This window comes from Verrucomicrobiales bacterium (genome assembly GCA_016793885.1).
In the GTDB taxonomy this organism is placed as follows: domain Bacteria; phylum Verrucomicrobiota; class Verrucomicrobiia; order Limisphaerales; family UBA11320; genus UBA11320.
In genome coordinates, this window is record JAEUHE010000098.1 from 1 (window position 1) to 10,492 (window position 10,492).

The window sequence follows — 10,492 nt, forward strand, 5'->3', positions numbered from 1 at the left end:
GGAGAAGACTTTTGGACAAAATTGTTTCTCCACTTCCCAACTGCAATGCAGTTGGAAGGCTCGAACCCAACTGGCTAAACCTAGGGGCATCTCCATGAGCGAACGCGACTCCAACTGCATGGATTGGGCTTCAGGCGGAAAAGGCGCAACCATTAGCCCAGCAGTATAGGATCTAGCGTTTCCATGATCATCAAGCTCCGGGGGACCGCCTTAAGCCCAATCCATGCAGTAGGGCGGCATGCGGTTGCGCAGTAGGTTTTTGCGAAAACCGAGGCGTGAGGAGCGAGCGTATTGAGCGAAATACGTAAGCAACGAACAACGAAGGATTTCGCAAAAAGATCAAGCAAACGCGTGCTGAACGACTGCATGGATTGGGCTAAAGGCGGAACTACGTACAAAAGACCAAGCCCCACCCGGAACTAATCACACCCATCCCGTCCCGGTCACGGATTTGGCCGTTGACACCCCGTCTATCCCCTCGTATTTTGCCCCTCTGACGCGAGGTAGTCCCCGACGATGAACGTCGACGAATTGACCCGCGATTATTGTGGAAGGAAGTGACTACGAGTGACTGAGATCAGACTCAAAAAAGGCGAATCAGTAGAAAAGGCCCTGCGACGATTGAAAAAGAAGATCGATCGCGAAGGGACTCTGAAAGAAGTGCGGAACCACCGCCATTTCGAGAAGCCTAGCGAGAAAAAGCGCCGCAAGATGAAAGCGGCCCGATTCTCCGCCATGCTGAGCGCCCGCTACGCGGACCTCTAAACTTCCCCATGGAATTTTCAACGGCCGGGTGTGTTTCCCTCCGAGGCACATCCGGCCGCTTTTTTTGGCTCCATCGTCCCTCACCTCAAGTAGCCTCGTGAGTTCGCCCGGCTTCCAGTCACCTCACGAGACGGGTGGATCCCCTGCCCCCAAAACCCGTCCCTGGCTGAAAGTCGGCTTGCAACTCACGGCCGGCGCATTGTTCTTAGCCTGGGTGTTTCACGCGATTTTCTATTCCGAAGCCCTCCAGCTCATGGATGCCTCGGAATTGGCGAAGCTGACCCGAGTCGAGCGATGGAAATTTGCCTGGACCGAGGGTCCCGGTCGGCTGGCCAAGACATTGAGCACCATCACTCCCGGAGCATTCCTGACCTCGCTGGTCGTCATGGGCTGCATCCTGCTGACCGGTGTGGCCCGGTGGAGAATGGTCCTGCGTGTGCACGGCCTCCTGCTTCCTTGGTCGCGGGCCATCGAAATCAGCCTGGTCAGCCACTTCTTTAACTCTTTCCTCCTGGGCTCGGCTGGCGGCGACGTGATGCGCGCCATCTACACCGCACGGGATACCCATCACAAGAAAACCGAGGCTGTCGTCACCGTGTTCATCGACCGGATCCTCGGGCTCTGGGGACTGCTGCTCTTTGGATGTCTCCTCATGGTTCCCAACTGGGACCTAATCACTCGTCACCACTACCTCCGGCTGAGCTGCCTGGTTGTCATCGCGATGACCGCAGCTTGCAGCGGCCTTGTGCTGGTCTCCCTGCGCAGCGGGCTGACCAAGGGATGGAAAGGAGCGCGCGACTTTCTGCGACGTCTTCCCAAGGGGCCTGCCTTGGAGCGGTCACTGGATGCCTGCCGCCGGTTTGGACAGGAACCCCTGTTCGTGAGCCGCACCCTCGCCGTCTCCATGGTGTTGAATCTTCTCTGTGTCCTGCACGTGCAGGTTGTGGCGAATGGCCTCAACATTCCGCTAGCTCCCCTTCTCACCGCCCTCATCGTCCCCGTAATCACCGCTCTCATTGCGATGCCCATCACTCCCAGCGGGTTAGGCATGAGGGAAAACTTCTTCGTGTATCTCCTCTGTGACAAAGCAGTTGGGATCGATGCCACGGCCGCGCTTTCACTGTCCTTGCTGGTGTACGCCGGAAGTCTCTTTTGGAGCCTGGTGGGTGGCGTGGTCTATCTGCGGTTCCGTCGACAGCACTCGCTCTTGGATCCCTCGGCGGAACAAGCGGAAGCCGAGGCCCTCTCGCGCGAGTTGGAAACTCCAGATCGATCTTGATTTTTGTAACCCGACGCGAGATCAAGTGTCCTATTCTGGTGTGACCAGCGTCCGCGCTCCCAGGACGAGCCAGGGCTGGAATCGCCGCTATGAACGCATCCTTTGAGACCACCCGACACGACGCCCGGCGGCCGCAACGCATCCGCGCTTGGGTCGATTCCAGGGGATTCATGACCACGATCGTTCTCGTTCTTCTTCTCTCACTGGAACGTGTCGGGCGGGCGGCGACGGCGTTGTCCGACCCCACTGCCTCTGTGTTCCAGGAAGGCGTCGTAAACCGACTGATACTGGACATTCCACCGGAGGGCATGAAGGTTCTCGGCCGATACCACCAGGTCCCCGGTCAACCGCGGCCGGCACGGGAGGATGTGCGGGTCACGGTTCGAGAGGGTGGGCGGGTTTATACCAACGTCGCTGTCCATCTCAAAGGCTCCTACAGTTATCAGGACCTGGACGCCAAACCTTCCTTGACGCTCAACTTCGACAAGTTTGCCCCCGGCCAAACCTTTCATGGCCTGGACAAAATCCATCTCAACAACTCCATTCAGGATCCCACGTATCTTTCGGAGAGAATTTCCCGAGAATTATTTCAATCCGCAGGGGTGCCAACAGCGCGCGTCGGCTACGCGAAAGTTCGCCTGAACGATCGGGAACTCGGGCTTTATGTTTTGGTGGAAGGGTACAACAAGCGTTTCGTGAAGCGGCATTTCCCGTCGGCCAAAGGGAACCTCTACGACGGGGGATCAGGTAATGACATCACCAAATCTCTGGAGGCAGACGCCGGGGAGAATCGAACCAACCGAGCGGACCTGATTCAACTGGCAGCCGCCTGTCGGGAAAAGGGGGCATCGAATCGGATGGCCGCACTGGAACGAATCCTGGATGTCGACCGCTTTTTGTCCTTCGCGGCCACCGAACTGCTCCTCCAACACTGGGATGGCTATTGCCTGGGACCTAATAACTTTCGGATTTTTCATGATGTTTCCCAAGGTCGGATGGTATTCATGCCCCATGGACTGGATCAGATCCTCGGTGCCGGGCTGTCCCCGCCGAAGGTATTAACCCCCAAATGGGATGGACTGGTAGCTCGCGGTCTCCTGAGCTTGCCGGAAGGTCGCCGGCGATTTCTGGATCGGGTGGAGCAGGTGTTCACCAATCACTTCATCGAGCAAAAGCTGCTGGCTCGGGTGGACCAACTCGCGACTCAGGTCCGCGACTCCGGCGCACTTGGACTGGTGGAACGGTTTCGCTATGCGGCTCTCGTGGAAGGCTTCAAATCGAGGATCACCCGCCGGACAGCCGAGGTTCGCTCCCAACTGGCGAATCGGGAGGTGCCCCTGGCACTGGAACCAGACGTCCCGTATCGCCTCCGAGGCTGGAAGTTCCGTGAATCGGCAAACTCACCCGTCACCGGCCAAACCATCAATGAGGGGGAAAAAAGACTACTCGAGGTTCAAGTCCAGAGCACCTGGGTCGCCGGGTCGTGGCGCAGAAGCATTTTTCTGGACGGTGGCAAGTATGAGTTCAGTGGCTTGGGCCGGGTGGAGGGTCTCGTGGCCGGCGCGACGAACAGCGGGGTGATCCTGAGAATTTCGGGCGAGCGGGAGGCGGGGCCGTTGGCCACCTCAGAAACGTGGGTTCCGTTGCGCTATGGCTTTGAAACCCTAGGGCCGGCCGAAGTGGAATTCATTTGTGAGTTTAGAGGTGCCACCGGGCGTGGGCTTTTCGACGCCAGTTCCCTGAAACTGCGAAAGCTGCCCAACTCACCGCCAGCGGAATCGAGGATCCCCTAGGGTGATGAGCGAAGGATTGCGAAGCTGAGGTTTGTTGTAGGACAAGGGCACTCCGTCCAAGTCAGCCACCATCCCCCCGGCCGCCTCCACGACACACTGAGCTGCTCCCGTGTCCCATTCCATGGTCGGGATGTCTCGAAGGTAAACGTCGGCTGCCCCTTCCGCCACCAGGCAGAATTTGAGCGAACTTCCCATGCTCGAGGTTTGGGCTTTCGGAAACCGAGCGAGCAACTCCGCCACCTGAGGCCCGGCGTGGTCTCGGCTGGCCACGATGGTCAGACGGTCAGGGTCGGGTATTCGGACTCGGATCTCCACCGGAAGCGCACGACCGCACCGCTTCAGCGCCTTTCCCCCTCGCTCCGCCCAATACCACTGCTCCAGCACCGGGGCATAAACCACTCCGAGGACCGGAACACCCTGGTCAATCAGGGCGATGTTGATCGTAAACTCTCCCGACTGCTTCAAGAATTCCTTGGTGCCATCGAGAGGATCAATCAGCCAAAAGCGGCTCCAGGCCTGGCGAGTGGAATAGTCGATGGCTTCCGATTCCTCAGAAAGGACCGGATAGGAGGGATCCAGACGGCACAACTCCCGAGCGAGCAGCTCATGAGACGCCAGATCGGCCGCCGTGAGCGGCGACTGATCCGCTTTGGCGCTCGCCGTCACGCGACCGTAGTGCTTCAGCACCTCAGTTCCGGCCTCGGCGGCGATCTTTAGAATGGAATCGATCATGGAACGAGAACCCTCAAGCGCCCTCACCAGCCCCGGGGACTGCTGAGACCGGCGACCTAGGAGGAAGAATCAACGTTTGATCGGAGCGGCGGAATCCAACAAAGCCGGCAGCACCTTCTCGTTGGCGAAGCGGACATCCTCCGGAAAATCAATCTCTGTCCAAGGCAACCCGGTCACATCCTCGTGGCCAAACAAGCCGTTCCGGACCATCGCGCGAATCACCTCATCGTACGAATCCATCCGGCCAGCGCCGGACTCCCGGGAACGGGTCTCAGCGACCAGGGCCGCAATATCCTCCTGAGCCACTTTGAAAAATCCAATCGACTCGCCGAGCTGATCCGCCTCGCCCCGCCAGCGCTTGACGAAATCGAAGGGGCGTCCCGCATTGATCGGGACCAGCACCGGATCGTCATCCGCCGCCGAGTAACCCCGATCAACCAGCAGAGCAGTGCGGTGCGGCGAGCTGATCAGCCTAGCCAACATCTCCCGTCCGTAGAGCACATCCCCGTCCAATAACAGCGCGCTGGGACCGGAGGCCTCGACCTGAGGCAGGGACACAGCCATGCTGAGAACGCTGCCTTCCTGGAAGTCAGGGTTGTAGATCTCCTCGATATCCACGCTGTAGCGGGCCGCCAATTCGAAGATGGCCGCTTGCATCATCGGCCGTAGAAAACCGGTGATAACCCGAATGCGGTCCACACCCACTTCCCGGAGGCGAATGACATGCCATTCCAGCAGGCTGCGGCCGCCAAACTCGATCAAGAGTTTGGGGCGATTCTGGGCGGCCGGGCCGAGACGCGTCGCACGTCCAGCGGCGTAGATGAAGGCGTTCATAGGTCAAGGATGCCGTGTTGCAGTTTATCGGACGAGACTAATTATTTCGTGGAGCCTGTGAGATCGTCCCACTTCCCCAGGTTATCGGATTTCAGGAAGGATCCTCGCCAGGAGTTCGCTGATGGCGATCCGCTCCTGCTTCATGGAATCACGATGACGCAGGGTCACCGTGTCCTTCAGCTCAGGTGGCTCCCCTAAGGTTCCAAAGTCGATCGTGACCCCGAACGGGGTTCCGGCTTCGTCCTGACGTCGGTAGCGTCGGCCGATCGCGCCACCATCGTCGTAGAACACATTCATATGAGTTCGCAGCAGGTCGCGAACCTCGGTGGCTTTCTTGACGAGTTCCGGCTTGTTCTTGAGCAAGGGGAACACGCCCACCTTGACGGGTGCCACCCGCGGGTGAAACCGCATGACGGTGCGCACCTCGCTCTTGCCTTTGTCATCGGTCACCGTCTCTTCCTGGTAAGCATGACAGAGCAAGGCGAGAATCAAACGATCAGCGCCGGCCGACGGTTCGATCACATGCGGCACATAGCTGCCCCTGGACAAGCGCTCCACGAAGGCCTTCGCCTCGGCATCGGCCTGGGTCTGCGCCTCGGCCGGTGCGACTCCCTTCTTGATCAGGGCCGCCAAACGGCTGGCAGTCGTCTTTTGAAGAATCGCCGCCTTGGCGGCATCGTCCAGCTTGGCCCAGGCATTCTTGAGATCTTCCTCGAAGACTTCCATGGACTTTCCGGCGAAGCGCTGATGCTGAGACAGATCGAAGTCGCCACGGGCGGCAATTCCCTCGAGTTCCTGGGTTCCAAAGGGGAATTTGAAGAGAATATCCACAGTGGCGCGGGCGTAGTGAGCCAGCTCATCGGGCTTCTGCCAGTATTCCTCGAGAGTTGTGCGCGGCAGCCCGATGTATTCATAGAACCGCATGCGCTGCTCCACCCAATACTTGTGCCAGACCTCCCAACCCCAATTGAGCTGCGGCTCGTTTTGCCAATCTCCATCCGCCGCCTTCGCCACCTGGCCAGCCAAGGCCTCGACGGCTTCATCCGGGCGAATAAAGAACTCCAGTTCCATCTGCTCGAACTCTCGGGACCGGAACGTGAAATTGCGCGGAGTAACCTCGTTTCGAAAGGCTTTGCCGATCTGCGCGATGCCGAAGGGCACCGTCTGACGGGACGTTTCCAGGACGTTCTTGAACTGGGCGAAGATCGCTTGGGCCGTTTCGGGACGGAGATAGGCGACATTCTCCTCATCGGCCACCGGACCCACATAGGTCTTGAACATCAGGTTGAACGCCCGGGGAGCCGTCAGATCGCCGCCGCAATGCGGGCACGGCAAAGGCAGGTTGGCCGGGTCGATGGTCTCCGCCGACACATATTGGCAGATGACCGTGCGCTCAACTTTCACGGGCCCGGTTTTCTGCAGGTGCTCGGCGATGCCTGCGAGAGTCTGGTCGGGACGCCGAATCAAAGCGGCACCCGGGGCCAAGCGAAGCCCCTTGCCCTTGGACCACATGCGCAGCTTTTCGACATCGATCACGCCATCGGGAAACAATTCCCAGAGCGCCTGAGCCCAGGGGCTTTCCGTCAACATTTCCCCCACCTGATCGGAGCGCAAGAGCTTCTTGCACTGACGGCATGTGCTCATGGGATCGCTGAAGGTGTCGACATGACCGGAAGCCCGCCAGATTTGCGGGTGCATGATGATGGTTGCCTCCAACCCGACGACATCTTCGCGCAGCCGAGTCATCGTTTGCCACCAGAGCTCCTTGACGTTCCGCTTCAGTTCCGCCCCCAAGGGGCCGTAGTCCCAAAAACCCTGGATGCCGCCATAGATCTCGGAAGACTGAAAAACAAATCCACGACGTTTACACAGAGAAACGATTCGTTCCATTAACTCATTCGACTTGGGCTCGGCCATAAGGGTGGAATAGTTCTTGAAACCGGCGGGAGAGTCAAGGAACGGAGGGAGTGACCCAAGCAAACAGGCAGGGTTTGACTATTTCCAGGGGCGGCTTGGAAGGGGAACGTCGCCAAGGTAGCAGGCCACTTGGTCCAAGATCGATTCGATTGAGCTTAGAATCCTAATCTCGTTGATCCCACAAGGGTCTCAGGCTCCGTTGCACGAGGATGGTTACCCCCGGATGAAGACCTCTGGATGTAGATTATCCCGAATCTCACCCAAGTCTCAGCTCACTCGTGGCACGCAGAACTCTCATTGTGCTGGTTCCATCACTTGGCTAAGGTCGAGAGGTGCAACGATTCGACTTTAGTTCCAGCCGACGGGGGACTGGTTTGCGGTCCGGGGCGGTTCTTCTCGGGCTGAAAGGCTGCTCCTTCCGCCCGGCGCGATCCACGTGGGCAGTCTCATGAGGTATCGCTGGATCAGCGCGACCCCGCAGCCCGAGCTCGCCGGCACTCTGTCCAGGCAGCTCGGCATCTCCGAGCTCCTGGCTCAATGCCTGGTGAATCGAGGCTTCCGCGAGGCGGAGCCGATTCGTACCTTTCTTGACCCCCGACTCAAAAGCTTGGCCGACCCTTTCTTGATTCCCAACTTGGGTCAGGCGGTGGATCGCTTGCTAGCCGCCCGTGCCAATCAGGAGTCGCTCGTGATCTTCGGCGATTACGATGTCGATGGCGTGACCTCCACGACCCTGCTGTTCGAGTTTCTCACCAGTCTCGGTTTCCAAGCGCACTGCTATCTTCCGCACCGGCTGGAGGAAGGCTACGGACTCAGCCAATCGGGGGTGGAGAACTGCATCGCCCGCTTCGACACCTCGCTGATCCTGGCGGTGGACTGCGGATCGACTGCGGTTCAGTCCATCGAGTGGCTCCGCGGCAAGGGCGTCGATGTGATTGTCCTCGATCATCACCAAGTGTCGAGTCCTGCGCCCCAGGCGGTCGCTCTGGTCAACCCGCAGCTGTCAGTCGACCCGCCGCATTTCAAGGAGCTGTGCTCCGTCGGTCTGGCCTTCAAACTGGCGCACGGCCTGCTCAAGCGTGCCCGCGAGCTGAACCTGCCGGGCGCGTTGAACCTCGATCTCAAATCCTACTTGGATCTCGTTGCGTTGGGCACGATCGCTGACCTGGTTCCTTTGATCGGTGAAAACCGCATCTTCGTCACCGCTGGACTCGAACGTCTGAACGTGACGCAGCGCCCGGGACTACTGGCCCTGAAGCAAGTCGCGCAAATCGAAGGCCGGATTCAGGGCTACGAGGTGGGTTTCCAGCTAGCTCCCCGTCTGAACGCCGCCGGGCGGCTCGAGAACGCGATGGAATCCCTGAACCTACTGCTCTCTCCTGACCTCGCTCACGCTCTGCCCCTCGCCAAAACCCTGGATGAATGCAATCGGGAACGCCAGAATATCGAACGGTCCATCGCCGAGGAGGTGCTTAGCGGAATCCGCTCCCGATTCCAGCCGGAGCACGATTTGGTGATCGTGGAGGGCCAGTTGATGTGGCACATCGGCGTGGTAGGCATCGTGGCCTCTCGGGTGTGTCAGGAGTTCTACCGTCCCGCGATCATCCTGGGCGGAGATGGTCATGAATGGCGCGGGTCAGGGCGGAGCATCGACGGGTTTGATCTGGCCTCGGCCCTCCGCCAATGCGACGACCTGCTCATTCGTCATGGCGGACACGCGATGGCGGCGGGCCTGAGCGTGGAGCCTGGAAAGGTCAACGAACTTCGTCGGCGTCTCAACGACATCGCCCGCCAGTCCTTGACGGCCGAGCAACTGCAGCCTCGGCTTCGTCTCGACGCGGAGGTCACGGCGCGCGATCTGTCCATCCAGCGTATTGAAGAACTGCACCGGCTACAGCAGACCGGCATGGGCAATCCGGCGGTGCAGGTTTTCGCGCGGGGCCTGCGTCACCACCGGCCTCTGCAGCGAATCGGCGCGGAGAAAAAGCACGCCAAGTTTTGGGTCAATCAGGGCCCGGGACCGGCCGTGGAGGCCATCTGGTGGGGAGCCGGGGACTCTCCGCTTCCCGTAGGCACGTTCGATCTCGCCTTCGTCCCCAAGCTCAACGAATACAACGGGCACACCCATGTGCAGCTCAATGTGCTGGACTGGCGGCCCGCCACCACTTCTTAGACTCATGAATTCCGCCGTCATTGTCGCCGCCGGACGCGGCACCCGCTTCGGTCCCGAACGGGATAAACTCTTTCTGGAGGTGGGTGGCGTGCCCATTGTAGGTCATACCTGGCAGCGCTTCGACCAACATCCCGGGATCGCTGAGGTGGTCTTGGTGGTGCGAGGCTCACTGGAGATGGCATTCCACGAATTGGCCAAAAGCCTTCGCCTGAAGAAGCCTTATCGCATCGTGCCGGGAGGAGCCGAGCGGCAAGACTCGGTCTGGAATGGCATCGAGGCTGTTCGCGAAGATTGCCAGATTGTGGCGATCCATGACGGAGCCCGCCCCTGTGTGTCAGCGGAACTCATTACCGCCTGCCTGCGCGCCGCGGAGGAGCATGGCGCGGCGGTTGCCGCCCAACCGGTAACTGACACCATGAAGGAATCGGCCGATGGCCGAACCATCAGCAAGCACCTGGACCGCTCCAAACTGTGGTCGGTACAGACACCACAGACGTTCCAGGTTGAGATCATCCGTCGAGCATTGCTCGAGGTCCGAGAAAGAGGCCTGCAAGTCACCGACGACACCGCCGCCTGCGAGCTGATCGGGCAGACGGTTCATCTGGTTGCTTCACGCGCGCCCAATCCAAAGGTCACCGTTCCCGAAGACCTAAAGTATCTCGAGGTCTTGTTGGGAACAACGTGAGTCGAGGCGGAGTGGGCGATTTCTGGACGCTTCGCGAAGCGCTAGTCGCTTTGGAGTGCGGTAGACCTCTACCGCTTTGGTCCCCTCAGCGGAGCTGGGATCCCCCTCCGGGGTGCCCGAAAAGCTGTAGAGGGCTACAGCACTCCATATGCTTCGCGACGCGATTGCCGCTTTGGAGTGCGGTAGACCTCTCTGAGCATTACCCACAAGTTCGGAGGGCTTCCTCCCTATCCCAACGGGATTGCGCCTCAAAGCCCAGGGTTGGGAGGAACGAGCTACCCTGGGGAAAACGCCATAGAATCCACAACCCCATC

At 59.6% G+C, this 10,492-nt stretch carries 8 protein-coding genes; 5 read left to right on the forward strand and 3 right to left on the reverse strand.

What is annotated here, in order from left to right:
• The first annotated feature begins 567 nt into the window (after nucleotides 1-567).
• The 3 genes from rpsU (at nucleotide 568) to JNN07_11470 (ending at nucleotide 3,837) form a co-directional block, all read left to right on the forward strand.
• Nucleotides 568-765 carry a 30S ribosomal protein S21 gene (gene rpsU, locus JNN07_11460; GenBank protein ID MBL9168349.1) on the forward strand — a complete coding sequence of 66 codons (198 nt, stop codon included), beginning with the start codon at nucleotides 568-570 and terminating at the stop codon, nucleotides 763-765.
• Nucleotides 766-862: 97 nt separating this feature from the next.
• Entirely contained in the window at nucleotides 863-2,044 is a 1,182-nt protein-coding gene (locus JNN07_11465) for a flippase-like domain-containing protein (protein MBL9168350.1), read from the forward strand.
• 89 nt (nucleotides 2,045-2,133) lie between these two features.
• Nucleotides 2,134-3,837, forward strand: a complete 1,704-nt coding sequence (locus tag JNN07_11470; GenBank protein MBL9168351.1) for a CotH kinase family protein — start codon at nucleotides 2,134-2,136, stop codon at nucleotides 3,835-3,837.
• Here JNN07_11470 and cysQ read toward each other — a convergent pair.
• The 3 genes from cysQ to JNN07_11485 all read right to left on the reverse strand — a co-directional run bounded on the left by cysQ (nucleotide 3,808) and on the right by JNN07_11485 (nucleotide 7,320).
• Complete coding sequence (gene cysQ, locus JNN07_11475) at nucleotides 3,808-4,569, reverse strand: 3'(2'),5'-bisphosphate nucleotidase CysQ (GenBank protein MBL9168352.1); 762 nt, start codon at nucleotides 4,567-4,569, stop codon at nucleotides 3,808-3,810. The two genes, JNN07_11470 and cysQ, sit on opposite strands and share 30 nt — an antisense overlap.
• A 69-nt stretch (nucleotides 4,570-4,638) precedes the next feature.
• Nucleotides 4,639-5,403: a phosphocholine cytidylyltransferase family protein gene (locus JNN07_11480; protein MBL9168353.1), complete on the reverse strand. Its 765-nt coding sequence runs from the start codon at nucleotides 5,401-5,403 to the stop codon at nucleotides 4,639-4,641.
• A gap of 81 nt (nucleotides 5,404-5,484) precedes the next feature.
• Nucleotides 5,485-7,320, reverse strand: a complete 1,836-nt coding sequence (locus tag JNN07_11485; protein ID MBL9168354.1) for a glycine--tRNA ligase — start codon at nucleotides 7,318-7,320, stop codon at nucleotides 5,485-5,487.
• A gap of 448 nt (nucleotides 7,321-7,768) precedes the next feature.
• Here JNN07_11485 and recJ point away from each other — a divergent pair, with 448 nt between their 5' ends.
• The gene (recJ, locus tag JNN07_11490; protein ID MBL9168355.1) at nucleotides 7,769-9,493 is read left to right on the forward strand and encodes a single-stranded-DNA-specific exonuclease RecJ; all 1,725 of its coding nucleotides are present in this window, start codon (nucleotides 7,769-7,771) and stop codon (nucleotides 9,491-9,493) included.
• A gap of 4 nt (nucleotides 9,494-9,497) precedes the next feature.
• On the forward strand, nucleotides 9,498-10,178 hold the full coding sequence (gene ispD, locus JNN07_11495; protein ID MBL9168356.1) for a 2-C-methyl-D-erythritol 4-phosphate cytidylyltransferase: 681 nt from the start codon (nucleotides 9,498-9,500) through the stop codon (nucleotides 10,176-10,178).
• The last annotated feature ends 314 nt before the right edge of the window (nucleotides 10,179-10,492 follow it).